This is a genomic window from Paracoccus albus, assembly GCF_027913035.1.
Lineage (GTDB): Bacteria > Pseudomonadota > Alphaproteobacteria > Rhodobacterales > Rhodobacteraceae > Paracoccus > Paracoccus albus.
On record NZ_CP115775.1, the window covers coordinates 2,231,080 to 2,254,010 of the forward strand.

Consider the following 22,931-nt stretch of genomic DNA (forward strand, 5'->3'; position numbering starts at 1 on the left):
CTTGGTTGGGGTTCTGGTATCCGATGTTAGCGTTATCAGCAAGCGGCGATACTCTTAACGGGTGAGGGCGCGGCCAAGGCGTGGCAACCGCGCCCGCTTCATCAGGGCCCGAAGCTCGATCTCTGCGCCAAGCTGGTTTGCCTTTTCGTGTGCCGAGTGCGCTGCGGCGGCAACAGGGTCGGGGTGATGCGCCCAAAGATCGGTCAGGAAAGCATCCGGGTGGATTGCCTTGGTACCGGCCGCCAACATTGTCCCGCGCGGAAAGTCGCGAAGGTTCATCGTCACGATCAGATCGGCATGTCGCTCTACAGCGGCGGCCAAAACGTGCAGATCCGCAGGATCGGGCAAATCGAAGCCCTGCGCGGCGGCTTCGTTCCCGTCGGTCGTGGCATCGGGAAACCGCTCGCGAAGCAGACTGGCTTCGGCACCGGCAATGTCCGCCGCCACAGGGCTGAGTTTGGCGGCCGAATACGTCCATTCTTTCAATATGCGTTCTGACCAAACCGGCCTGAACAAGCCTGCGGCAGCAACGTCGGACAGAATTTCGCGCAGCACCGTCGGGAAAAGAACGTTGGCGTCGAGAACTGCAATCATCCGTCCAGCCTGAAGAACAATGCCTTCAGATAACCCGTCTCGGCCAGCTGAGGAAGCGTAGGATGATCCGGCCCGGCCTGCCCCGTATGGATCAGTTGGCCACGCCGCCCGCCCCGACCGATGCCCCGCGCTGACGCGTTCCGGAAACTGGTCAGATCCGCCGCATGGCTGCACGAACACAGACCCAGATAGCCGCCCGGCGCAACAAGCGGTGCCGCCAGTTTCGCAACACGTTCATAGGCGCGCAGCCCCGCCTCAAGCGCCGGCTTGGAGGGCGCAAAGGCTGGCGGATCGCAGATGACAACATCGAATTGGCGACCTTCGTTCGCCATCGCCTCCAACGCGGCAAAGGCATCCTGCCGGATTGTTTCCAGACGATCAGCCACGCCCGCTGCTTCGGCACCCTTCTTCGCAAGACTCAGGGCCGCCTCTGATCCGTCAACGCAGGTTGCATGTTCTGCACCAGCGGCAAGCATGGCAAGGCCAAACCCACCGACATGGCTGAACACGTCCAGCACCCGGCCCGACGCTATCCGCTGCGCAAAGGCATGATTCGGGCGCTGATCATAAAACAGCCCGGTTTTCTGCCCGCCCATAAGATCGGCCAAATAGATTGCACCGTTCATCGGAACTTCAATCGGCGCTGCTGGCGCATGACCTGTCAGGACTTCCATTCGCTCTGGCAGGCCCTCCAGACCGCGTGCCCGGCCCTGACCGTTCAGAACAACGGTGCCAACGCCAACAACGTCATGGAGCGCGGCCGCAATCTCCTGCGCCATAGCGTCAGACCAGGCCGCGTTGGGCTGGATGACTGCCGCATCCCCGAAACGGTCGATGATCAGGCCGGGCAAACCGTCCGCTTCCGCGTGGACGAGCCGGTAGAATGGCGTATCATAAAACCTTTCGCGCAGCGCCAACGCTCGCTTCAGGCGACCGCGCAACCAATCCGCGTCAATCACCGCTTCGGGATCGGCATCCATCACGCGGCCAATGATTTTCGATTCGGGGTTTACCGTAACGAGTGCCATCGGCCGACGCTCTGGATCCTCCAGCACAGCGAAACTGCCGGGTTTGATGCCGCGCGTCCGGCGGTCGGTCACGACTTCATCGGCAAAGACCCAAGGGAAGCCGTGGCGTATAGCCTGCGGTTTTGTCTTTGGCCGCAAACGGATGACAGGTAGCGTGCTCATCGGTGGTCCTTTCACTCGCCCCACGATGTGGCACGACCCTTCACATACGGCAAGAGCACGCGGCCACCATTGCGGTGTTACCGCTAACAAGCTATATTGCCGGCAATCGAATCCAAATCGTTTCAGGAGGCCAGCCATGACCCTGCACGCCAGCATCGACCGCGTTACAGATCGCATTCGCGAACGTTCCCAGCAGACACGTTCGGCATATCTGTCGCGGATATGCGCAGCGGCAGAGGAAGGCCCGCGGCGCGCGCATCTGTCCTGCGGCAATCAGGCCCATGCCTATGCGGCGATGGAGAACAAGGAAGACCTCGCCCTGACGCGCAAGCCGAATATCGGGATCGTCACGGCCTATAACGACATGCTGTCCGCCCACCAACCCTATGAGCGTTTTCCGGCCCTGATCCGGGCAGCCGCCGAACGCGCAGGCGCGACCGCGCAAGTCGCGGGCGGCGTGCCGGCGATGTGCGACGGCGTAACCCAAGGGCGTCCGGGAATGGAGTTGTCACTTTTCTCACGCGACGTGATCGCATTGGCGGCCGGGGTCGCCATGTCACATGATACCTTCGATTCCGCGCTATACCTTGGTGTTTGCGACAAGATCGTGCCCGGACTGGTTATTGCCGCCGCCACCTTCGGCCATGTCCCATCCGTTTTCGTCCCGGCGGGGCCGATGCCATCCGGCCTGCCCAATGACGAAAAAGCCAAGGTTCGCCAGCAATTCGCCTCGGGCGAGGTTGGACGCGACAAGCTGATGCAGGCCGAGATGGCTTCTTACCATTCGCCCGGCACCTGTACCTTCTACGGGACCGCGAATTCCAACCAGATGCTGATGGAGATGATGGGCCTGCATCTGCCGGGATCGAGCTTCGTCAACCCGAATACCGATATGCGCGACGCTCTGACTGGTGCCGCGGCAGAACGAGCCGCCTCGATGACGCGACTCGGGAATGATTACCTTCCGGTCGGTGAGATCCTTGACGAGCGTGCATTCGTAAACGGGATCGTCGGGCTGATGGCCACTGGCGGCTCGACCAACCTTGTGCTGCATATTCCCGCAATGGCACGCGCGGCGGGTGTTCTGCTGGATATCGAAGATTTCAACGATATTTCCGACGCTGTGCCGCTGATGGCGCGGGTCTATCCGAACGGTCTGGCGGATGTGAACCATTTCCATGCGGCAGGTGGCCTTGGCTACATGATCCGGCACCTGCTGGAGGCCGGTATGCTGCATGAAGATGTGCGCACGGTCGCCGGCGGTGGTCTGAACCGCTATACGACAGAGCCGAAGCTGAAGGACGGCCGCGTAATCTGGGAAGATGGGCCGAAGGAATCTTTGAACGAGAAGATCCTGCGCCCTGTTTCTGACCCTTTTGCGAAGTCTGGCGGGCTGAAGCAGCTTGAAGGCAACCTTGGCCGCGGGGTGATCAAGGTGTCTGCGGTCGCGCCTGAACGTCACATCATCGAAGCGCCTGCCCGCGTCTTTTCGGATCAGGAGCAGGTCAAGGCAGCCTTCAAAGCAGGCGAGTTCACCGAGGATACGATTGTCGTTGTCCGCTTTCAGGGTCCTGCGGCGAACGGAATGCCAGAGCTTCACTCTCTGACGCCGATCCTTGCCGTATTGCAGGATCGTGGCCTGCGCGTTGCATTGGTGACAGACGGTCGCATGTCCGGCGCCTCGGGCAAGGTGCCCGCTGCAATTCACCTGTCGCCAGAGGCGGCGAAAGGTGGGCCACTGTCAAAGGTTCGCGACGGTGACATGATCCGCCTTGATGCCGTGAACGGCGTTATTGAATGCGAGGCCGCCGGTTTTGATACCCGCGAACCGGAGATTGCCGATCTTTCCGGCAATCATTTTGGCATGGGCCGCGAAATGTTCGGCCTGTTCCGCGCCGCTGCCGGGGATGCAACCGAAGGGGCTTGCGGGATCGTGTAATCCCGCTGCCCGTCAGGTCAGCCTCTCAACCGCGACAGCCGTCGCCTCGCCGCCGCCGATGCAAAGCGATGCGACACCGCGCGTCATGCCATAGGTTTGCAGCGCGGCCAGCAAAGTGACCATGACCCGCGCCCCTGATGCACCGATCGGATGGCCAAGGGCGCAGGCACCACCATGAACATTGACCTTGTCATGCGGCAGTTTGAGGTCGCGCATCGCCGCCATGGTCACGACGGCAAAGGCCTCGTTGATCTCGAACAGGTCGACCTCGTCAAGATTCCAGCCGGACCGTTCTGCCAGCCTTTTCATCGCCCCCACAGGCGCGGTGGGAAACAAGCTCGGTTTATCGGCGTAGGTCGCGTGTCCCACAATCCTTGCCAGCGGGGTCAGCCCCATTTCCTCAGCCTTTCCTTGCCGCATCAGGACAAGCGCCGCCGCACCGTCTGATATGGAAGAGCTGTTGGCGGCCGTGACCGTTCCGTCTTTGCGGAAAGCTGGCTTGAGCGTGGGAATTTTATCCAGATTCGCCTTCCCCGGCTGTTCATCCGTGTCGACCAAGACCTCGCCCTTCCGGGTACTTACAGTCACTGGCGCGATCTCTGCTTCGAACTTGCCGCTTCCAATCGCTTCATTTGCGCGGGTCAGGGATGCAATGGCGAAATCATCCTGCTCCTTTCGCGTAAATCCATAGCTTTGGGCGCAATCCTCGGCGAAGGTACCCATGAGGCGACCCTTGTCATAGGCGTCTTCCAGACCATCAAGAAACATGTGGTCCATGACCTGACCGTGTCCCATGCGCATACCGCCGCGCGCCTTCGGCAGCAGATAGGGGGCGTTCGACATGCTTTCCATGCCGCCTGCAACGGCAATCTCTGCACTTCCGGCCACAAGCAGGTCGTGCACGAACATTGCAGCCTTCATTCCGGAGCCGCACATCTTGTTAATGGTCGTTGCACCGGCAGCCAGCGGAAGGCCCGCACCAATCGCCGCCTGCCGCGCCGGGGCCTGTCCCTGCCCCGCCGGCAAGACGCAGCCCATCACGACTTCCTCAACAGAACCAGCCGCAATGCCCGCGCGTTCCACTGCGGCGCGAATAGCCGTTGCACCAAGATCTGCCGCCGCGACGCTGGCGAAATCACCCTGAAAGCCGCCCATAGGCGTGCGGGCTGCGCTGACGATAACGATGGGGTCTTTGCTCATGAAATCCTCCTTTTCATGGCCGACAAGCCGGTCAGGGCTCTGTCGGTGGTCCGAAGCGTTCGGTCATCCGATTGCGGATCTGGTCGCGCGCTTCACGGTATTTCTGCAAGACGGCCTCGCGCCCCTCGGCCAGTCCTGTCGGGTCCATCACCGGCCAATATTCGATCTCCAGATGCGAATGCCGTGTCAGTTCTATCGCCTGCCGCTGCGAGGCGGGTGACAGGGCCACTATAAGATCAAAACTGCTTAAATCATCGCCCCAGCTTTGCATTTCCTCGAAGCTGCGGGAACGGTGGCGATCCAGCTCCACACCCAGTTCCGCGCAAACGGCAATCGCAAAGCCGTCGATTTCCATATCATTGTGCACACCCGCCGACTGAACATAGGCAGAGCGTCCATAGAACTTCTTCATCATTCCCTCGGCCATGGGCGACCGGATCGCATTGTGATCGCAGCAGAACAGGATCGAATGGGGAATCTGTCCGGCCATATCAGCCTTGAGGAATAAGCGCACAAATCAGGGTGAACAGGCGGCGCGAGGTATCTATGTCAACGACGGCCTTGCCCTCCAGCCGCTCCTGCAACGTCCGCGCACCTTCGTTGTGAATACCGCGCCGTGCCATGTCGATCGCCTCGATCTGGGCTGGCGGCATGGTCTTCACCGCATCGTAATAGCTGGCGCAGATCTGGAAATAGTCCTTCACGACCTGCCGGAACGGACCAAGCGACAGATGAAACTCTGCCACCTTGCCGCCTGCCTCGGTCGAGATATCGAACACCAGACGTCCATCGCGGATCGCGAGGTTCAGCCCATATGGTCCGGGCGGCGCGGGCTGGCCCTCTCGTCCCGGAAGGTCAAAGCTGTTTTCGTCCAGCAGATCGTAAACGGCCACGCGACGCTCTTGCTGAACTTCGGCCGAGGCTGGTGGCATGGCGCTGTCGTCGATATCGACGCGGATCAGGCGGTTCATGACGCCTCCCTTGTAAACGTGGCTTTGGCCAGAATGTCCAAAGCGGGTAGCCGCGGCAAGGCCCGGCATGCGGATGTGAAAGGTTCGGGCTTGCCGGTCGCGGTCGGCGCGATGTCGGGGTTGCAGGCTGGCATCATGCCGAACCCACCCGGTTCAGGCCCTCAAGCCGGGCTGCGACAGATTGGCCATGCGCCTGCAACCCCTCGGATTGGGCCAGACGCACCGCTGCCGGACCGATTGCCGCCAACGCGTCGGGCGAGAGCCGCGCCATCGTGGTCCGTTTCAGGAAATCACTGACCGACAGTCCCGAGGAAAACCGGGCAGAACGCGCCGTCGGCAAAACATGGTTCGGCCCGCTGACATAGTCACCGACAGCCTCGGGTGTATAGGCCCCCAGGAAGATCGCGCCGGCATGACGCGTCTTTTCGGCCAGACGCTCCGGCTCTGCCACGCAAAGTTCAAGATGCTCTGGCGCGATCCGGTCTGACAGAATTGCAGCCTCGTCCAAGTCGCGGGTCACGATGATCGTGCCGTAATCGCGCCAGCTTGCGCCCGCAATTTCTGCCCGTTCAAGTTTCGGAATAAGTCCGGCAACGGCATCTTCGACCGCGCGCGCCATGCCTGCGTCCGGCGTGATCAGAATGGACTGGGCATCGGCGTCATGTTCGGCCTGGGCCATCAGATCAAGGGCAAGCCAGTCAGGGTTCTGATCGGCATCGGCAATGACGAGAACTTCCGACGGACCGGCGATCATGTCGATTCCCACCTTGCCAAACACCTGCCGCTTTGCAGCCGCGACATAGGCATTTCCCGGCCCGGTAATCTTATCGACCGGGCGGATGGTTTCCGTTCCATACGCCATCGCCGCAATCGCCTGGGCCCCGCCAATGCGGTAGACCTCGTCAACACCGGCAAGCTTGCAGGCCAGAAGCACCAGCGGATTTATGACCCCATCGGGTGTCGGTACGCAGACGATCAGCCGCTCGACACCGGCGACCCGAGCAGGCACCGCATTCATCAACACCGAGGACGGATAGCTCGCCTGCCCGCCGGGCACATACAGGCCCGCTGCGGAAACAGCCGTCCACCGCCAGCCAAGCGTCGCACCGGCGTCATCCGTCCAGCTTTCATCTGCGGGCATCTGCCGCGCGTGATAGGCACGGATACGCTCTGCCGCGAGTTCGAGCGCATCCCGATCCTCTGCAGGGACTTTTGCCACTTCGCGATCAATCTCGTCCGCGGAAACCCGCAGCGCCGCCGCATCCAGCGTCAGCCTGTCGAAGCGCGCCGTATAGTCGATCAGGGCCGCATCGCCACGCTGGCGCACATCCGCGATGATTGCCGCGACCACACCGCCGACATCGGCCGAATCCTCGCGCTTGGCCGCCAGTATTTCGTTGAAACGGCTTTCAAAATCGGAATCGGTGGTGTTCAGGGTGACGGGCATCGGCGGTTCCTCCTTGCGGGATGTCCTTAGCCGGACGACATGCGACGCTCAAGCAAAGAGAGCACGCAGTCTTGCCGAAAGCGGCGGGCGGAGCATTCGGCGCATTTCGATTTCCCAATTTCCGCGACCATTCAGCATGGGCGGACCGCCCGTCTCGACAAAGCCGGCGCGACGATAAAGGATCTGCGCGGCCTCATTGTTCTGCCCGACATGCAGGCCCATACGGGTCATACCCGCCTCTGCCGCCCGTTCGGCCAGCCGTGCGAAAATGGCATCGCCCAGACCTTTGCCCCGCATTTCTGGTGCGACATAGACGGACATGACCCATGCCAGATCAGGCTCTGCGGATGATATGTCGCGCTCCCAGCTTGCCACGGCACGAGGAGAGCCGGGTGACGGGCCCGCCGCCCACATTTCGCAACCGCTCAGCCTTTGGGCAAAATCCGCAAGAGGCCGCTCCTCCCAATCGTCAAAGCTGGACCCGAAAGCGTCTGGCGCCGTTCGCAGCGCCTCAAGACGGATCTCGCGCCATTCCTGCGCACGATCGGGCGTAAGTTGCCACAGCTGAAAATCGCGCGTCACGCGTCGTCGTGCTGCGGTTTATGTCCGGAGTTCGCGACATAGGGACGGCTGACATCGCGCAGATCGATCGAAATACACTCTACATCCGCGGCAATGGTCCCATCGCCTGCGAATTCCAACAGCAGGCGACCCGTGCCATCCTCTCCGGCTTCCCAGCCGAGAGCCAGCAGCGAAAGCACCTCATTCGGGTCGTCGCGCTTGATACCATCGCTGCGCAGGCCCGTGATGTCGGACACGACCAGCAATGCACGAACCCGCTCAAAATCACGCCCCTCACGCTCTGCCGCTTCTGCATCTTCCCAGCGGAAACGATTGATCAGCAATGCCAGCTGGCGACGGCCGCGATCGAATGTCAGGTCCGCGCCTGTCAGCACAGCATCCTGCACCAGCATGGACAACACCGACAGATCCTCTGCCCCCTCTGCGCGCAGCATCAAGGGACCGGGCTCGACATCGTGGAAACTCGCGTCACTCATCGGGATGCGCCTCCTTGACGCGTTTCAGGTCTGCGCCCACGCCGCGCAATTTGCGTACGACACGTTCATAGCCACGATCAAGATGGTAGACGCGGCTTATAACTGTTTCACCTTCGGCGGCGAGGCCCGCCAGAATAAGGCTGATCGAAGCGCGCAGATCGGTCGCCATGACTGGCGCACCGCGCAGCTTCTCCACGCCGGTAACCGTTGCATGCCCGCCATGCACATCTATCTTGGCTCCCATCCGCATCAATTCGGGCGCGTGCATGAAACGGTTTTCAAATATCGTCTCTTCCAGCACCGATGTACCCTCGGCTGTGCACATCAGGGCCATCATTTGCGCCTGAAGGTCGGTCGGAAAACCGGGGAAAACCTCTGTTTTCACGTCGACTGCGCGGATGCGACCATTCTTGCGGGCGACCTTGAGGCCGCGATTGGTCTGCTCGACCGAGATCCCGGCTTCGTCCAGCTTGTCGCAGAAGGCTTCGATCAGGTCGACGCGACCACCGATCAGTTCTACCTCTCCGCCGGCGATGGCAGGCGCAATCATATAGGTCCCCAATTCGATGCGATCGACAACGACCGGGTGGGTGGTACCGTGCAACTTATCAACGCCCTGAATGGTGATCGTGCCGGTGCCCTCGCCTTCAATCTGCGCACCCATTGCGCGCAGGCATTTGACCAGATCGACGATCTCAGGCTCTCGCGCGGCGTTTTTCAGTACAGTGGTTCCCTTGGCCAGCGTCGCTGCCATGACAATGTTTTCCGTTGCACCGACCGAAGCAAAGCTTTGTTCGATGACCGCGCCCTTCAGCCCGCCCGGAACCTCGGCGTGAAGATAGCCTTCTTTCAGTTCGATCTGCGCCCCCATCGCCTCCAGGCCCGAGATATGCAGATCCATCGGCCGCGCACCAATGGCGCAGCCGCCGGGAAGCGACACAACGGCCTTGCCAGCACGCGCCAGCAGAGGACCAAGCACAAGGTTGGATGCCCGCATCTTGCGCACGATATCGTAATCGGCAGTCAGATTGTTCAGATCATGGCTGGACAGCGAAAGCACCTTGCCATCCTGCATCGAGGTAAACTCTGCCCCCAGCGATTGCAGCAGCTCGGCCATGGTGCGGATATCCGACAGGCGCGGCGCATTGGTCAGCGTCAGCGGCTCATCGGTCAGAAGCGTCGCGGGCATGAGCGTCAGGCACGCGTTCTTTGCCCCGGCGATCGGAATCTCGCCGTGAAGCTCTCCACCGCCCTGCACGATGATCTGATCCATTATTCCTCGCTTTCCGGGGCGTTGTCCTGCGACCTGTCGCCCTCTTGCTGCTCATCCTTATGGGCGCGCGCCCTTGCCTGCGCCTTGCGCCGGACGAGATTTGCCCTCAACGCGGCGCCAAGCCTGTCATCACGGGAGGCGGTGTCGCCGGATTTGCGCGTCTTTGTCATTGGGTTCTGTTAACGCTTTGCCCGTGGAACGTCTAGCGTCGGGTGAGTTGGCGCAGGATCCCATGCAATACCTGAACATCGGCCCGTGTCAGCGCCATGCGCGACCAAAGGTTGCGCAGGTTCAGCTTCATCGGCGGGGCCTTTTGTTCCGGGAAGAAATAGCCTGCCTCATCCAGCTTTGCTTCATAGTGATCGGCCAGCTTTTCGATTTCGATCCGGTCGGCAGGCACCTCTCCGGCAGGGCGGCGGTTCGTGGGCATGGGCTGTGCTGGCAGACGTTCATGCGACCATTCATAGCCCATCAGCAGAACCGCCTGCCCCAGATTGAGCGACGGAAAATCTGGATTGACCGGCACGGTCAGGATCGCATTGGCGCGGGCAATGTCGTCATTTTCCAGTCCGGCGCGTTCAGGGCCGAAGATGAAAGCCACCCGTCCGCCCCCGGCTATTTCCTGCCTTGCATGTGCGGACGCCGTAGCCGGAGAGAATACGGGCTTGGTCAGTTCCCGGCCCCGCGCGGTCGTGGCGAAGGCATAGGTGATCCCCTCCATCGCTTCGGCAAGCGTTGGGTATACCCGCGCCCGATCCAGCACTTTGCCTGCGGCACCTGACGCCATCGCAACAGCACGCGGGTTCGGCCATCCGTCGCGTGGATCAACGATGCGCATTTCGGTCAGCCCGAAATTCAGCATCGCGCGCGCCGCCGCGCCGATATTCTCGCCCATCTGGGGGCGGGTCAGAATGATGACGGGTTGGGGTGCGCTTTGTGACATGACGCGCCTGTTAGCCCTGCGCGACGATGCCCGCAAGCTCTGGCGCGGGGGGGGATGCGCTGATATGGCATTACCAAAAGGGATACGCGATGAATGACTCGTCTGAGGCGCCAACCGCGCCGCAATTGTACTTGATTACCCCTGTCGGCGCAGAGCCGAGTGCGGTGAATCCGATGCTGGCCGAGATCATCGAACGCTTTGACGTCGCCTGCATCCGCATTCCCGGCGCCGGCGATGCCGCTCAACTCGGCCGTATGGCCGACACTGTGCGCGAGATTGCGCATTCCAATGACGTCGCGGTGGTGATCGAAGAGCATGTGCAGATCGCGCAGCAGCATGGGCTGGATGGCGTGCACCTTCTGAAATCCGGTGGCAAACATATTCGCGCTGCGCGAAGCGAGCTTGGGGCAGATGCAATCGTGGGCGCCTTTTGCGGGGTGTCTCGGCATGATGGTATGATCGCGGCAGAGGCCGGTGCCGATTACGTCAGCTTTGGTCCTGTCCGCACGACCGGGCTGGGATCAGGCGAACTGGCCGATCCAGAGCTTTTTGCCTGGTGGTCCGAAATGATCGAGGTTCCGATCGTCGCTGAAGGCGGGCTGGACGCAGCCATGATCGGAAAGCTCGCGCCAATCACCGACTTTTTTGCCATTGGAAGCGAGATCTGGTCTGCTGACAGCCCGGCAACGACCCTCTCTCACCTTTGGCGCTAGGGTTTTAGGGCGATCAAAAAGAAAGGGGGCCGCGCGGCCCCCTTTCGGGTTCTGACACTGCGCTTGCGTAAAGCCTCAGCTTGCGGCGGCCTGCGGAGACGCATCGGAGATGCGGCGCGCGCGCAGTTCTTCTGCAACAAGGAATGCGAGCTCCAGCGACTGGCTGGCGTTCAGCCGCGGATCACAAGCCGTGTGGTAGCGATCAGAAAGATCCTCATCGGTCACGGCGCGAACACCACCCGTGCATTCGGTCACGTCTTTGCCGGTCATCTCGAAATGCACGCCGCCGGGAATCGTGCCCTCGGCCTTGTGCACACCAAAGAACTCGCGCACTTCGTGCAGGATCGAATCGAACTGGCGGGTCTTGTAGCCGGTCGATGATTTGATCACGTTTCCATGCATCGGGTCGCACGACCAGACGACATTCGCGCCCTCTTCCTGAACGGCTTTAATAAGCCGTGGCAGATGATCGCCAACCTTGCCCGCACCGAAACGGGCGATGAGCGTCAGACGCCCCGCCTCATTCGCCGGGTTCAGTTTTTCCATCAGGACTTTCAGATCGTCTTCGGTCGTCGTCGGGCCGCATTTCAGGCCGATCGGGTTCTGTACACCACGACAGAATTCGACATGCGCACCGTCGGGCTGGCGCGTACGATCACCGATCCAGATCATATGACCCGAGCCCGCCACCGGCAGCCCGGTCGTGGTATCCACCCGCGCCAATGCCTCTTCATATTCCAGCAGCAGCGCCTCATGGCTGGTGTAAAACTCCACCTGACCGAGTTCCGGCGCAATCTCTGCGGTGACGCCCGCCGCCTGCATGAATGCCATCGCATCGCTGATCCGGTCGGCAATCGCGCGGTAACGCTCTGCCTCGGGGCCGGAAGTGAAGTCGGCAATCCAGCTTTGGACACGGTGGATATCGGCATAGCCCCCGGTCGAAAATGCGCGCAGCAGGTTCAGCGAGGCCGCAGCCTGCGTATATGCAGACAGCATCCGCTGAGGGTCCGGAACGCGGGCGGCCGAGGTAAAATCAAACCCATTGATAATGTCGCCGCGATAGCTGGGCAGTTCCACCCCATCCACCGTCTCTGTCGGGGCAGAGCGCGGCTTGGCGAACTGTCCGGCCATGCGCCCGACCTTCACCACCGGAAGTTGCGCCCCCCATGTGAGCACAACGGCCATTTGCAGCATGACCTTGAAGGTATCGCGAATGTTGTCGGCGCTGAATTCGCCGAAGCTTTCAGCGCAGTCGCCGCCCTGAAGCAGGAATGCCTTGCCCTGTGCGACATCGGCCAAATGAGCACGCAATTTACGCGCCTCACCCGCAAAGACGAGCGGCGGGTACTTCCCAAGCTGCGCCTCAACTGCGCCAAGCGCTTCGGCGTCGGGATAATCCGGCATCTGAACGCGGGGATAGGCACGCCAGCCGGCCTTTTCCCAGTTGCGGGCGGCGGTATTTGGGCGCTGTTCCTGCGTCATGTCGGACACTCCTTAATGTTACCACAACGCTTATAGATGCACCTCAGGGGAAGTAAAAGACCGCCGTCTTGCATGAATTGTCATGAAACAACAGCAATTGCTGGATGCATTCGGGCGACAATGAACTTTACATTCACGGGGCTGCACCGATAACGTGCGTGGCATCAACAAGACCAACAGGGGTTTAAAAAATGAAAAATATGCTTCTCGCGACTGCCGCCACCGCATTGTTTGCCGGGGCCGCTGGCGCCGAAGAGGTGAAGCTGGGTCTGCATCTGGGCTTCACCGGTCCGCTGGAATCCATGGCACCCGATATCGCTGCCGGCGGTGAGGCCGCGGCCAAGGAAGTCAGCGAATCCGGTAACTTCCTTGATGGCTCTACCGTCGTCACTTCGCGGTCGGACACCACCTGCATCGACGCTGCGGCCAGCGTCGCCGCGGCAGAGCGTCAGGTTGCCGAAGGTGCCAAGGTGATGGTCGGCGGACAATGTTCGGGCGAAACAATCGCCACTCTTGAAAGAGTTGCGATTCCGAACGGCGTGATGATGATTTCGCCCTCGGCAACTTCGCCGGCACTGTCGACGATCGAGGATAACGGTCTGTTTTTCCGCACGGCGCCTTCTGACGCCCGTCAGGGTGAAGTGATCGCTCAACTGCTGAATGAAAAAGGCGTCGAATCGATTGCCATCACCTATACCAACAACGACTACGGTAAAGGTCTCGCCGACAGCATTCAGGCCGCATATGAAGGGCTGGGCGGTTCTGTCACGACCTCTGCCGCACATGACGATGGCAAGGCCGACTACTCTGCCGAAGTCGCGGCACTGGCCGCTGCGGGTGGTGATGCGCTTGTCGTCGCAGGTTACGTGGATCAGGGCGGTTCGGGCGTGACCCGCGGCGCTCTCGACACCGGCGCTTTCGACATGTTCGTCTTCCCTGACGGCATGGTGAGCGACTCGCTGACCGAGCGCTTCGGTTCGGAAATCGACGGCTCCATCGGGATCAACCCGGCCGCTGATGGCGATGGCCCGGCACGCTTTGCAGAAGTCGCAGAAGCGAACGGTTTCACCCCGACGAGCGCCTATGCAGCCGAAGCTTATGATGCCGCAGCGCTGATCCTGCTGTCCATGCAGGCCGCCGGTTCGTCCGATCCGAACGAGGCGAAGGCGCATGTCATGGACGTCGCCAACGCACCGGGTGAGCAGATCCTGCCTGGCGACCTAGCCAAAGGCCTGGAACTGCTGGCCGCTGGTGAAGACATCGACTATGTCGGCGCATCCTCGGTCGAAATGGTAGAGCCGGGCGAAACCGCAGGCTCCTATCGCGAAACAACCATCACCGATGGTGAACTGGAAGTCGTAGGCTTCCACTGATCGCCCCAAAGCAATTACGGCCCGGCGCAACCTGCGCCGGGCCTTTTGCAATGGAAAAAAGCGCTAAAACAGAATAGACTTAATAATTAAGCGCTTGGCATTGATACATCATCTTACGCGACGGGGATGTAATGATCCGGGTTGAAAACCTGCATAAGAAATTCGGTGGATTTTCCGCCGTTGATGGCGCTGACCTGACCATCGAAACCGGTTCGATTACCGGGTTGATCGGTCCGAACGGTGCCGGAAAGTCCACCCTTTTCAACGTGATTGCTGGTGTCCACGCACCGACCGAAGGCCGGGTGATCATGGATGGAGAGGACATAACCGGACTGCCACCGCATGAGCTTTTCCACAAGGGTCTGCTGCGGACCTTCCAGCTCGCGCATGAGTTCGCATCCATGACGGTGCGCGAGAATCTGATGATGGTTCCCGCTGCCCAGACGGGCGAGCGACTGCTTAGCACATGGTTCGCGCGCGGTGCGATCCGCCGCGAAGAAGAGGCGCTGCGTGCAAAAGCGGACGAGGTGTTGGAGTTCCTGACCATCAGCCATGTCGCCGACGAAAAGGCCGGCAACCTCTCCGGCGGGCAGAAAAAGCTGCTGGAACTGGGCCGCACGATGATGGTCGACGCAAAGATCGTGTTTCTGGACGAGGTCGGCGCGGGCGTGAACCGCACCTTGCTTGGAACCATCGCCGACGCGATCATCCGCCTGAATAAAGAGCGTGGATACACATTCTGCGTCATCGAACATGACATGGATTTCATCGGCAAGCTCTGCGACCCGGTAATCGTGATGGCCGAGGGCAAGGTGCTGGCTCAGGGATCTGCAGACAGCATCATGCAGAACGAAGCCGTGATTGAAGCCTATCTGGGCCGCGGCCTGAAGAACAAGGAGATGATCGGCGCATGAGCGACAACGATCCCTTCGGCAACAGCCGTGATGCCTCGATCGTCAACCAGCACGGGCGTGGCGAAATCGACGGCACCCGCCGCTCTGGCCCGGTGAGAGAGGGCAAGGCGGGCGACCCCTTCCTGATCGGCGAAAATATGACAGGCGGTTACGGGAAAGGCCCGGACATCCTGCACGATTGCACAATCGCGGTCGAAAAAGGCGAAATCGCTGTGATCGTCGGCCCCAACGGGGCAGGCAAATCAACCGCGATGAAAGCCCTGTTCGGTATGCTTGACCTGCGCGAAGGCTCCGTCAGGCTGAACGGTCGCGATATTACCGCGCTGAATCCTCAGGACCGCGTCAAAGCGGGCATGGGTTTTGTGCCACAGGTGAACAACATCTTCCCGTCCATGACGGTTGAAGAGAACCTGGAGATGGGTGCGTTTATCCGCGACGACAACATCCGTGAAACAATGGATCAGGTTTACGAGCTGTTTCCGGCAGTCGCCGAGAAGCGCAGGCAGGCAGCAGGCGAACTGTCCGGTGGTCAGCGTCAGCAGGTGGCCGTCAGCCGCGCGCTGATGACCCAGCCCAGCCTTCTGATGCTGGACGAACCGACCGCCGGTGTTTCGCCCATCGTCATGGATGAGCTGTTTGACCGGATCATCGCCATCGCACGTGGTGGTCTGCCGGTGCTGATGGTCGAACAGAATGCCAAGCAGGCGATGAACATCGCCGACAAAGCCTATGTTCTGGTGCAGGGCGCAAACGCCCATACCGGCACCGGCAAGGAGCTTATGGATAATGATGAGGTGCGCCGCACCTTCCTGGGAGGTTGAACCCATGAATATCATGAATTTGCGACCACTCGTCGCCTGTGCCGCGCTTCTTTGCGCAGGCCCCGTTTTCGCGCAGGACGCCGCACCTGCCGAAGAACTGCCACCCGCAGCCGAGGCTCCCCTGCCCCCGGCGGGTGAGGCACCCGTGGATGAGATCGCTCCGATCTCTGACGTTGCACCCGACGGCGGTGCTCCCGATGCGACCTCGACCGCACTCGCCTGCACATTCACGACCGAATGTGTGGATAATGAATGCGCGGACTCGGGCTATGAGGGTCAGCTGACCGTTATAACCGATGGAGCGGGACTGGCCGAGGCCGAATGGGCCGACCCGTCCGAGACTGTGGCGATGTCGGCGATTCTGGAAAACGGAACAACACTGGCCACCTCGACCGAGTCCGGGCCGGCAAAGCAGCGGCTACTGACCGTGCTGGCAGATGGTCAGGCACGTTTTACCACGCATCTCACTGATCCGCTTATGGCGATCACCTATGTTGGGCAGTGCGAATGAGGGCGAGACGTAACGAAAAGATCTTCGCAGTGGCCGCCGCGTCAGCAGCTTTCCCAGACGATCAGAAAAAGTCGCTAGAAATACTGCCCTGCGGCACAAGCCCAATTTACCAAGGCAAGAACATAGCCGGAGAACTCATCACTTTGATGCTGGATACGACGACTGGCCGATACGGCAATAATGTGATGGGCGCTGACGGGCTGACCCTGATGGATTCAGGCCAGTGCAGGGGGGCAGCGTGATGGAACCGATCAACGCACTTATCGTCTTTCTGAACTTCGTCTTCATTCCCGCCGCTGCCTATGGTGCGCAGCTTGCACTGGGCGCGCTCGGCATCACGCTGATCTATGGCATCCTGCGCTTCTCGAACTTTGCCCATGGCGATACGATGGCGCTTGGCACGGCGATCACCATTCTTGCGACCTGGGGCCTGCAATCGTTGGGAATCACCCTTGGCCCGCTGCCGACCGCGCTGCTTGCGCTGCCTATCGGGATTGCGGGTTGTGCGCTTGCGGTACTGGCCACCGACCGAAGCGTTTATCGTTTCTATCGACGCAAGAAATCCGATCCGATTATTCTTGTGATGGCGTCGGTCGGTGTGATGTTCATCACCAACGGGCTGACGCGACTGTTGATCGGTGTGGACGAAATCCGCTTTGACGACGGCGCCCGCTTTATCATTAACGTCCGCGATTTCCGCGAATGGACGGGGCTGTCAGAGGGGCTTGCGCTTCGCAGCACGCAGCTCATCACCGTTGTCATGGCCGTCATCGTCGTCTGGGCGCTGTTCTGGTTCCTGAACCGCACCAAATCGGGCAAGGCGATGCGTGCCTATTCGGACAACGAAGATCTGGCGCTTCTGTCCGGTATCGACCCTGAACGCGTCGTCCGCATGACCTGGATCATCGCAGCGGCGCTGATGACGATTGCGGGCGTTCTTTACGGTCTGGACAAGGCATTCCGGCCCTTCAACTACTTCCAGATCCTGCTGCCAATCTTTGCATCTGCCATCGTCGGCGGTTTGGGCAGTCCGATTGGCGCGATTGCCGGTGGCTTTATTGTCGCCTTCTCCGAGGTGGCGATCACTTATCCCTGGAAGAAGGTGGTCGAGTATCTGGGCTTCGATACCGGATCCTCGCTCCTCCAACTGATGTCGACCGAATACAAGTTCGCCGTCAGTTTCGTCATCCTCATCATCGTTCTGCTGTTCCGGCCAACCGGCCTGTTCCGCGGCAAATCCGTGTAAAGGAGGTCAGAGTTATGGCAACCTCTCGTCAAGCCGAAGCCTCCAGCCGCTGGCGCGCACCGATCATGGCGCTTGTGCTGGTGGCGCTTTTCGTCCTGGAAGGCACAACCAGCAACGCGTTGTTCACCGGGTCCTGGAACACGTCGCTCGCCATTCTGAACATGGGCCTGATCTCTGCGATCATGGCGCTTGGGCTGAACATGCAATGGGGTTACGCCGGGCTGTTCAACTCTGGCGTTGTGGGTTTTCTTGCCATCGGGGGCCTTGCGCCCGTGCTTATTTCCGTCGCGCCTGTTGAAGGTGCATGGGGCGCGGGCGGTCCGCGTGTGATACTGGCCATTATCGTCGGGCTGGGCACGTTGGCTTTGTCCGCCATGACATGGAAACGAGCGGGCCGGAAGCTGCGCGTCCCGGCCATTCTGACGGTGCTGATCATCGGTTTCGTGGCCTATCGCTGGCTGTTCGACCCAGCGGTCGACGCGATCGAGGCGAACCAGTCCGCACAATTCGGTAACCTCGGCGGGCTGGGCCTTCCGGTCCTTATCTCATGGCCTGTCGGCGCCTTGTTCGCGGCCGCCGCAGCATGGGGCGTCGGCAAAGTTGCGCTTGGTTTGCGGTCGGATTATCTGGCCATCGCAACGCTCGGCATCGGTGAAATCATCGTTGCGGTTCTGAAGAATGAAGAATGGCTGGCCCGCGGCGTCAAGAACGTCACTTCGATCCCGCGCCCGGTTCCGTATGAAATCAACCTGCAACAAGACCCCGATTTCCAGTCGCTCGCCAATAGCTGGAGCATGTCGGTAGCAGAGGCATCGGGTATCTGGGTGAAGCTTTGCTATGCGGGGCTATTCGCAGTCGTGCTGTTGTTGCTGATCCTGCTGGCAGAGCTGGCGCTTAAATCGCCCTGGGGCCGGATGATGCGCTCTATCCGCGACAACGAAGTCGCGGCAGAGGCGATGGGCAAGGATGTGACGGGTCGCCACCTGCAGATCTTCGTGATCGGCTGTGCGGTAATGGGTCTGGCCGGTGCGATGATGATCACGCAGGACGGGCTGATGGCACCTACGCAGTATAACCCGCTGCGCTATACCTTCGTGATCTGGGTGATGGTGATCGTCGGCGGCTCTGGCAACAACTGGGGCGCGGCGCTTGGCGGCATCCTGATCTGGTTCCTTTGGATCAAGGCGGAAAGCTGGGGGCCACAGCTGATCGGGCTTCTGACATCGCCGCTGCCTGCCGGGGACATCAAGTCGCACCTGCTCGCAAGCTCTCCGCATATGCGGTTTATAGCGATGGGGCTGATCCTGCTGCTGGTGCTGCGCTTCTCGCCACGCGGTCTGGTGCCAGAGAAGTAAAGCCATCGGGCAAGCACAAAAAAGGGGCCCTTGCGGCCCCTTTTCCATGTCAGCACCCTGCGAAAGGTCAGCGGCAATTATCGGCCATCACGACGGACCACCAAAGCCTTCCGCCCATGTTGACCACGCCTATCCCGGCGTCGTCGAATTTCTGGTGAACCAGAACTTCCTCATCCGGCTCATGCGCCATCCAGTTCGCCATCTGGGAATAGGCATCGCCCGAACGACCGATCAGCTGCGCTGAAGAGCAGGCCGAGTATTCTACCGCCCGGACACGGTGAACAACTGACGACCCGTTCGAGCCCGCGACCGAGGCGCGGCCCATCGTTGCCATATCGCAGGCATGCGCCTGCGCGGCGAAGGTCAGATTATCCCGGAATGTAAGCGGAGAACGACCCAGTGCTGTGCGCTCTGCGTTGATACGTTCCTTCATCTGCTCCACCGCGCCAGCGTCGGCGGGTGCGCAAACCGGGCCTATGGCCTCGACTGCGGGCGCAGGCAGACCGGGATCAGCAGCAGGAGTTACACTGATAGGCGTGTCGCTGTCGCCTGCAGCGGCTAGATTATCAGCTGAGCAGGCAGATAACGCAATTGCCGCGCCAGCAAGCGCAGCTAAGGTGGTCCGGGCCGGCGGTCTATACATTCATGCCTCTCCTGTGAATCAAGTCGTTGTTTCGGAAGTCTAATTCACAACGCTGCGATTTACGAAAGGGTTCCTGACGCTTCCCGGAGCAGCTCCACTCTTGCCACGCAGGCATCCGCGCCGTAAATGCCGACCATGACCCAGCATCAGCGCCTTCTCATCATCGATTTCGGATCTCAGGTCACACAGTTGATCGCGCGCCGCCTGCGCGAACTGGATGTGTATTGCGAGATCCATCCCTACCAGAACGTCACCGACGCGAGCCTTGCCGAGCTTGCGCCCCGCGCGGTGATCCTGTCCGGCGGCCCGGACAGCGTGACGCGCGAAGGCAGCCCCCGCGCGCCGGACTCGCTGTGGTCTATGGGCGTGCCGATTTTCGGCATCTGCTATGGCCAGCAGGTCATGATGACGCAACTTGGCGGCAAGGTAGAGGCAGGTCATCACGCCGAATATGGCCGCGCCTTTGTGGCACCCGCGCCGGGTCACAAGAAAGACGGTATCTTCGCGGGCCTGTCAGACCGGGAACAGGTCTGGATGAGCCATGGCGACCGGGTCACCGCACTCGCGCCGGGGTTTGAGGTGATCGGCACCTCGCCCAACGCGCCTTTCGCCATCACCGCCGACGAATCGCGCGGCTTCTTCGCCGTGCAGTTCCACCCCGAGGTGCATCACACCCCGAACGGCAAAACCATGCTGGAGAATTTCATCCGCATGGCGGGCTTCACCGGCGACTGGACCATGGCCGCTTACCGGGATGAGGCGATCCGCAAGATCCGCGAACAGGTCGGCGACAAAAAGGTGATCTGCGGCCTGTCCGGCGGGGTCGATTCCTCGGTCGCCGCCGTGCTGATCCATGAGGCGATCGGCGACCAGCTTACCTGCGTTTTCGTCGATCACGGGCTTTTGCGGCAGAATGAGGCCGAGGAAGTCGTCTCCATGTTCCGCGACAATTACAATATCCCGCTGATCCATGCCGACGAATCCGACCTGTTCATCGGTGAGTTGGAAGGTGTTTCCGACCCCGAAATCAAGCGCAAGACCATAGGCCGTCTGTTCATCGACGTGTTCCAGAAATATGCGAACGAAATCGAGGGGGCAGAGTTTCTGGCGCAAGGCACGCTGTATCCGGACGTGATCGAAAGCGTGTCCTTCAGCGGCGGCCCCTCGGTCACGATCAAATCGCACCACAATGTCGGCGGCTTGCCCGAGAAGATGGGTCTGAAACTGGTCGAACCGCTGCGCGAGCTGTTCAAGGACGAGGTCCGCGCCCTTGGCCGCGAACTGGGCCTGCCCGACAGCTTCATTGGTCGCCACCCCTTCCCCGGACCGGGTCTGGCGATCCGCTGCCCCGGAGAGATCACCCGCGACAAGCTGGACATCCTGCGCAAGGCCGACGCGGTCTATATCGACCAGATCCGCAAGCACGGGCTTTACGACGAGATCTGGCAGGCTTTCGTGGCGATCCTGCCCGTGCGCACCGTCGGCGTGATGGGCGACGGGCGCACCTATGATTACGCCTGCGCGCTTCGGGCGGTGACTTCGGTCGATGGGATGACGGCGGATTACTATCCGTTCAGCCACGACTTCCTTGGCGAGACAGCCACGCGGATCATCAATGAGGTGAAGGGTATCAACCGCGTAACCTATGACATCACATCCAAGCCACCCGGCACGATTGAGTGGGAGTGATCGCGTAACAGCGCGTCTTAACTTCGATTGCCCTCGGCGTGCCGGTGTATCCGGGGCGCTACCGTGGATCCGGATACGTGTCCGCTTCGGATGCGCCTAACGCGCGCATTCATCCAGTGGCGGATCAGATATTTGTAAAGCAGCGCCTTTAATCCAACGATATTCTGATGGTGCTTGGCGTAGAACGCGTCGGGGCTGTCAAAAAGACCAAAATCCGCGTTAATGCCGGTCCGCTGGATATAGGTGTCCGTTCCACGCCAATCCACGGGCGGATCGGACAAACACATTGTGCCGACGCCATACCCGCAAAACTCGCTGACCTCATTGTTAAAGCGCTGTTGGATCGCCGACAGGAAGTCCCGGTCCAGAATGAAGCCTTCAAGGTTGATCCAACGATCCTGATGGCGTATCTCGACCCAGCTGTGCAGGATATTGTCAGGCGCTAGCGGGTATACGAGTTCCGGCACAACGCCGCGCTGTAACTGCTTGTGAATTGCAAACCCATGCAGTCGGCACGGGATACCAAGTCGGCGCAACATAGCCATCAGAAGCGTGCCCTTGGTGTTGCATTGACCATAGCCATCGGCGAGCACCTCGGACGCGAGGATATCGTCGCTGCGGTTATAGCCGAACTTGATTTCATCCCGGACGAAATCATAGGCGGCACCGATCCGGTCAAACTCCGCCATATCGGGCCACCCGCGCCGCTTCACCAGATTGGCTATCGCCGGGGCGCTGAAGTCCAGCAACTTCGTTTCACTGAGATATCTTTCCATATCGAAGCCCTCCATCACTGGCCGGGGCGGCTCCATCTCGAAAACTCGCCTCGGCAGCTTTTATACTCAGGCCAACGTCGCGCTAATGCGCGTGGCCGTGCTCGTGGTCTTGGCCATGGTCGGTCTGCTCGCGCCTCTCTGCCAGCGATTGCCGGATGATCTGGAAGGCAGATGACAGAAACAGCCCCGCCATGATGATTGCGACGATCACGTCAGGCCAGCCCGTCGCCGTTCCCCAGACACCAAGCGCCGCAACCATCACGGCGACATTGCCAATTGCATCATTGCGCGAACACAACCAGACAGAGCGGACGTTGGCGTCGCCATCCTTGTATTGAACCAGCAGCATGACACTTGCCAGATTGGCCGCCAGTGCCATGAAACCTATGATGCCCATGATATTCGCCTCTGGCACGGCGGTGAAGAATACGCGCCAGATGGTAGAGCCGAACACCCACAATCCCATTGCCAGCAGGCTGATGCCCTTTGCCATCGCCGCAATGCTGCGAACGCGCAACGACGCGCCGATCACCGCCAGCGAAATCCCATAGGTCAGTGCATCGCCCAAAAAGTCCAACGCATCCGCCTGCAGCGCCTGTGATCGCGCGGCGTGGCCCGCGAACATTTCCACGCCGAACATCACGGCGTTCAGCGCGATTACTATCCACAACCGCCGTTTGTAGTCCGCTGAGACCCCATCAAACTTTGCGTCGTGGCCGCAACATCCGCTCATCTCGTATCCTTTCGAATCATCTGAGTTTCTGTTCTAATTGCTCTAGTCGCTAGAGGTTCA

The 22,931-nt window shown here is 60.6% G+C and carries 24 protein-coding genes; 9 read left to right on the top strand and 15 right to left on the bottom strand.

The features are described 5' to 3' along the window. Positions 1-54: 54 nt before the first annotated feature. Together PAF20_RS11160 and PAF20_RS11165 are read right to left on the bottom strand one after the other, a co-directional pair. Positions 55-594: an RSP_2648 family PIN domain-containing protein gene (locus tag PAF20_RS11160; RefSeq protein ID WP_271070711.1), complete on the bottom strand. Its 540-nt coding sequence runs from the start codon at positions 592-594 to the stop codon at positions 55-57. After that, positions 591-1,784 (bottom strand): RSP_2647 family RNA methyltransferase, encoded by a 1,194-nt coding sequence (locus tag PAF20_RS11165; protein WP_271070712.1) that lies wholly within the window; start codon positions 1,782-1,784, stop codon positions 591-593. Before PAF20_RS11165 ends, PAF20_RS11160 begins: the two co-directional genes overlap by 4 nt. Positions 1,785-1,920: 136 nt before the next feature. Here PAF20_RS11165 and edd point away from each other — a divergent pair, with 136 nt between their 5' ends. Further along, positions 1,921-3,723: a phosphogluconate dehydratase gene (gene edd / locus PAF20_RS11170; protein ID WP_271070713.1), complete on the top strand. Its 1,803-nt coding sequence runs from the start codon at positions 1,921-1,923 to the stop codon at positions 3,721-3,723. A gap of 12 nt (positions 3,724-3,735) precedes the next feature. Here edd and PAF20_RS11175 read toward each other — a convergent pair whose 3' ends face one another. The 9 genes from PAF20_RS11175 to PAF20_RS11215 form a co-directional block, all read right to left on the bottom strand. After that, complete coding sequence (locus PAF20_RS11175; protein WP_271070714.1) at positions 3,736-4,923, bottom strand: acetyl-CoA C-acetyltransferase; 1,188 nt, start codon at positions 4,921-4,923, stop codon at positions 3,736-3,738. A gap of 31 nt (positions 4,924-4,954) precedes the next feature. Continuing rightward, a complete protein-coding gene (locus PAF20_RS11180; RefSeq protein WP_271070715.1) occupies positions 4,955-5,413 on the bottom strand; it encodes an arsenate-mycothiol transferase ArsC in 459 nt (152 codons plus the stop codon). Position 5,414: 1 nt separating this feature from the next. Continuing rightward, positions 5,415-5,894, bottom strand: coding sequence for a UPF0262 family protein (locus PAF20_RS11185; RefSeq protein ID WP_271070716.1), 480 nt, complete (start codon positions 5,892-5,894; stop codon positions 5,415-5,417). A 133-nt stretch (positions 5,895-6,027) separates the two neighbouring features. Further along, on the bottom strand, positions 6,028-7,341 hold the full coding sequence (hisD, locus tag PAF20_RS11190; protein ID WP_271070717.1) for a histidinol dehydrogenase: 1,314 nt from the start codon (positions 7,339-7,341) through the stop codon (positions 6,028-6,030). Between the two features lie 48 nt (positions 7,342-7,389). Then, a complete protein-coding gene (locus tag PAF20_RS11195; RefSeq protein ID WP_271070718.1) occupies positions 7,390-7,923 on the bottom strand; it encodes a GNAT family N-acetyltransferase in 534 nt (177 codons plus the stop codon). After that, complete coding sequence (locus tag PAF20_RS11200) at positions 7,920-8,399, bottom strand: DUF2948 family protein (protein WP_271070719.1); 480 nt, start codon at positions 8,397-8,399, stop codon at positions 7,920-7,922. The genes PAF20_RS11195 and PAF20_RS11200 overlap by 4 nt, the downstream gene beginning before the upstream one ends. Next, a complete protein-coding gene (gene murA / locus PAF20_RS11205; protein WP_271070720.1) occupies positions 8,392-9,672 on the bottom strand; it encodes a UDP-N-acetylglucosamine 1-carboxyvinyltransferase in 1,281 nt (426 codons plus the stop codon). The genes PAF20_RS11200 and murA overlap by 8 nt, the downstream gene beginning before the upstream one ends. After that, positions 9,672-9,842, bottom strand: coding sequence for a hypothetical protein (locus PAF20_RS11210; protein WP_271070721.1), 171 nt, complete (start codon positions 9,840-9,842; stop codon positions 9,672-9,674). Before PAF20_RS11210 ends, murA begins: the two co-directional genes overlap by 1 nt. A gap of 32 nt (positions 9,843-9,874) precedes the next feature. Then, complete coding sequence (locus PAF20_RS11215) at positions 9,875-10,615, bottom strand: RNA methyltransferase (RefSeq protein ID WP_271070722.1); 741 nt, start codon at positions 10,613-10,615, stop codon at positions 9,875-9,877. Positions 10,616-10,704: 89 nt separating this feature from the next. Here PAF20_RS11215 and PAF20_RS11220 point away from each other — a divergent pair, with 89 nt between their 5' ends. Then, a complete protein-coding gene (locus PAF20_RS11220; RefSeq protein WP_271070723.1) occupies positions 10,705-11,328 on the top strand; it encodes a thiamine phosphate synthase in 624 nt (207 codons plus the stop codon). A gap of 75 nt (positions 11,329-11,403) precedes the next feature. Here PAF20_RS11220 and PAF20_RS11225 read toward each other — a convergent pair whose 3' ends face one another. Further along, complete coding sequence (locus PAF20_RS11225) at positions 11,404-12,810, bottom strand: class II 3-deoxy-7-phosphoheptulonate synthase (RefSeq protein ID WP_271070724.1); 1,407 nt, start codon at positions 12,808-12,810, stop codon at positions 11,404-11,406. A 191-nt stretch (positions 12,811-13,001) separates the two neighbouring features. Between PAF20_RS11225 and PAF20_RS11230 the strand changes: the two genes are divergently transcribed. From PAF20_RS11230 to PAF20_RS11255, 6 genes are all read left to right on the top strand, one after another. Then, positions 13,002-14,183 (top strand): ABC transporter substrate-binding protein, encoded by a 1,182-nt coding sequence (locus tag PAF20_RS11230; protein ID WP_271070725.1) that lies wholly within the window; start codon positions 13,002-13,004, stop codon positions 14,181-14,183. 131 nt (positions 14,184-14,314) lie between these two features. After that, a complete protein-coding gene (locus tag PAF20_RS11235; protein WP_271070726.1) occupies positions 14,315-15,097 on the top strand; it encodes an ABC transporter ATP-binding protein in 783 nt (260 codons plus the stop codon). Next, entirely contained in the window at positions 15,094-15,918 is an 825-nt protein-coding gene (locus PAF20_RS11240) for an ABC transporter ATP-binding protein (RefSeq protein WP_271070727.1), read from the top strand. Before PAF20_RS11235 ends, PAF20_RS11240 begins: the two co-directional genes overlap by 4 nt. Before the next feature lie 4 nt (positions 15,919-15,922). Then, positions 15,923-16,429, top strand: coding sequence for a hypothetical protein (locus tag PAF20_RS11245; protein WP_271070728.1), 507 nt, complete (start codon positions 15,923-15,925; stop codon positions 16,427-16,429). Positions 16,430-16,670: 241 nt separating this feature from the next. Continuing rightward, on the top strand, positions 16,671-17,675 hold the full coding sequence (locus PAF20_RS11250) for a branched-chain amino acid ABC transporter permease (protein ID WP_271070729.1): 1,005 nt from the start codon (positions 16,671-16,673) through the stop codon (positions 17,673-17,675). A gap of 14 nt (positions 17,676-17,689) precedes the next feature. Beyond that, positions 17,690-19,030, top strand: coding sequence for a branched-chain amino acid ABC transporter permease (locus PAF20_RS11255; RefSeq protein ID WP_271070730.1), 1,341 nt, complete (start codon positions 17,690-17,692; stop codon positions 19,028-19,030). A 67-nt stretch (positions 19,031-19,097) separates the two neighbouring features. Here PAF20_RS11255 and PAF20_RS11260 read toward each other — a convergent pair whose 3' ends face one another. Next, positions 19,098-19,673, bottom strand: a complete 576-nt coding sequence (locus PAF20_RS11260; protein ID WP_271070731.1) for a CAP domain-containing protein — start codon at positions 19,671-19,673, stop codon at positions 19,098-19,100. A 135-nt stretch (positions 19,674-19,808) separates the two neighbouring features. Here PAF20_RS11260 and guaA point away from each other — a divergent pair, with 135 nt between their 5' ends. Next, positions 19,809-21,362 carry a glutamine-hydrolyzing GMP synthase gene (gene guaA, locus PAF20_RS11265; RefSeq protein ID WP_271070732.1) on the top strand — a complete coding sequence of 518 codons (1,554 nt, stop codon included), beginning with the start codon at positions 19,809-19,811 and terminating at the stop codon, positions 21,360-21,362. Between the two features lie 17 nt (positions 21,363-21,379). Here the strand turns inward: guaA and PAF20_RS11270 are convergent, their stop codons facing one another. Next, complete coding sequence (locus tag PAF20_RS11270) at positions 21,380-22,138, bottom strand: transglutaminase-like domain-containing protein (RefSeq protein ID WP_271070733.1); 759 nt, start codon at positions 22,136-22,138, stop codon at positions 21,380-21,382. An 82-nt stretch (positions 22,139-22,220) separates the two neighbouring features. Further along, positions 22,221-22,871 (bottom strand): cation efflux transmembrane domain-containing protein, encoded by a 651-nt coding sequence (locus tag PAF20_RS11275; protein ID WP_271070734.1) that lies wholly within the window; start codon positions 22,869-22,871, stop codon positions 22,221-22,223. Positions 22,872-22,931 lie beyond the last annotated feature (60 nt).

What these genes read in the sequence shown, in the direction of transcription:
- PAF20_RS11275 (WP_271070734.1), bottom strand. Translation starts at nt 22,871, where the DNA reads ATGAGCGGATGTTGCGGCCACGACGCAAAGTTTGATGGGGTCTCAGCG.
- PAF20_RS11220 (WP_271070723.1), top strand. Translation starts at nt 10,705, where the DNA reads ATGAATGACTCGTCTGAGGCGCCAACCGCGCCGCAATTGTACTTGATT.
- PAF20_RS11255 (WP_271070730.1), top strand. Translation starts at nt 17,690, where the DNA reads ATGGCAACCTCTCGTCAAGCCGAAGCCTCCAGCCGCTGGCGCGCACCG.
- PAF20_RS11185 (WP_271070716.1), bottom strand. Translation starts at nt 5,894, where the DNA reads ATGAACCGCCTGATCCGCGTCGATATCGACGACAGCGCCATGCCACCA.
- PAF20_RS11210 (WP_271070721.1), bottom strand. Translation starts at nt 9,842, where the DNA reads ATGACAAAGACGCGCAAATCCGGCGACACCGCCTCCCGTGATGACAGG.
- PAF20_RS11270 (WP_271070733.1), bottom strand. Translation starts at nt 22,138, where the DNA reads ATGGAAAGATATCTCAGTGAAACGAAGTTGCTGGACTTCAGCGCCCCG.
- PAF20_RS11180 (WP_271070715.1), bottom strand. Translation starts at nt 5,413, where the DNA reads ATGGCCGGACAGATTCCCCATTCGATCCTGTTCTGCTGCGATCACAAT.
- PAF20_RS11245 (WP_271070728.1), top strand. Translation starts at nt 15,923, where the DNA reads ATGAATATCATGAATTTGCGACCACTCGTCGCCTGTGCCGCGCTTCTT.
- PAF20_RS11240 (WP_271070727.1), top strand. Translation starts at nt 15,094, where the DNA reads ATGAGCGACAACGATCCCTTCGGCAACAGCCGTGATGCCTCGATCGTC.
- PAF20_RS11225 (WP_271070724.1), bottom strand. Translation starts at nt 12,810, where the DNA reads ATGACGCAGGAACAGCGCCCAAATACCGCCGCCCGCAACTGGGAAAAG.
- PAF20_RS11200 (WP_271070719.1), bottom strand. Translation starts at nt 8,399, where the DNA reads ATGAGTGACGCGAGTTTCCACGATGTCGAGCCCGGTCCCTTGATGCTG.
- guaA (WP_271070732.1), top strand. Translation starts at nt 19,809, where the DNA reads ATGACCCAGCATCAGCGCCTTCTCATCATCGATTTCGGATCTCAGGTC.
- PAF20_RS11175 (WP_271070714.1), bottom strand. Translation starts at nt 4,923, where the DNA reads ATGAGCAAAGACCCCATCGTTATCGTCAGCGCAGCCCGCACGCCTATG.
- PAF20_RS11160 (WP_271070711.1), bottom strand. Translation starts at nt 594, where the DNA reads ATGATTGCAGTTCTCGACGCCAACGTTCTTTTCCCGACGGTGCTGCGC.
- murA (WP_271070720.1), bottom strand. Translation starts at nt 9,672, where the DNA reads ATGGATCAGATCATCGTGCAGGGCGGTGGAGAGCTTCACGGCGAGATT.
- PAF20_RS11165 (WP_271070712.1), bottom strand. Translation starts at nt 1,784, where the DNA reads ATGAGCACGCTACCTGTCATCCGTTTGCGGCCAAAGACAAAACCGCAG.
- PAF20_RS11250 (WP_271070729.1), top strand. Translation starts at nt 16,671, where the DNA reads ATGGAACCGATCAACGCACTTATCGTCTTTCTGAACTTCGTCTTCATT.
- hisD (WP_271070717.1), bottom strand. Translation starts at nt 7,341, where the DNA reads ATGCCCGTCACCCTGAACACCACCGATTCCGATTTTGAAAGCCGTTTC.
- PAF20_RS11215 (WP_271070722.1), bottom strand. Translation starts at nt 10,615, where the DNA reads ATGTCACAAAGCGCACCCCAACCCGTCATCATTCTGACCCGCCCCCAG.
- edd (WP_271070713.1), top strand. Translation starts at nt 1,921, where the DNA reads ATGACCCTGCACGCCAGCATCGACCGCGTTACAGATCGCATTCGCGAA.
- PAF20_RS11230 (WP_271070725.1), top strand. Translation starts at nt 13,002, where the DNA reads ATGAAAAATATGCTTCTCGCGACTGCCGCCACCGCATTGTTTGCCGGG.
- PAF20_RS11235 (WP_271070726.1), top strand. Translation starts at nt 14,315, where the DNA reads ATGATCCGGGTTGAAAACCTGCATAAGAAATTCGGTGGATTTTCCGCC.
- PAF20_RS11260 (WP_271070731.1), bottom strand. Translation starts at nt 19,673, where the DNA reads ATGTATAGACCGCCGGCCCGGACCACCTTAGCTGCGCTTGCTGGCGCG.